The organism is Aeromonas sp. SrichE-2G, from assembly GCF_017939565.1.
Classification (GTDB): domain Bacteria; phylum Pseudomonadota; class Gammaproteobacteria; order Enterobacterales; family Aeromonadaceae; genus Aeromonas; species Aeromonas taiwanensis.
On sequence record NZ_JAGKRG010000033.1, the window covers coordinates 1 to 285 of the forward strand.

The 285-nt window shown below is 55.1% G+C and carries 1 rRNA gene; it reads right to left on the reverse strand.

From position 1 onward, the window contains the following. Nucleotides 1-285, reverse strand: a 23S ribosomal RNA gene (locus tag J9885_RS14880); the annotation flags it as partial.

The window sequence follows — 285 nt, forward strand, 5'->3', positions numbered from 1 at the left end:
ACACCTTCGCAGACTTACAGAACGCTCCCCTACCACTCACGCTTAGCGTGAATCCGCGGCTTCGGTGCCTGGTTTGAGCCCCGTTACATCTTCCGCGCAGGCCGACTCGACTAGTGAGCTATTACGCTTTCTTTAAATGATGGCTGCTTCTAAGCCAACATCCTAGCTGTCTGAGCCTTCCCACATCGTTTCCCACTTAACCAGAACTTTGGGACCTTAGCCGGCGGTCTGGGTTGTTTCCCTCTTCACGACGGACGTTAGCACCCGCCGTGTGTCTCCCGGATA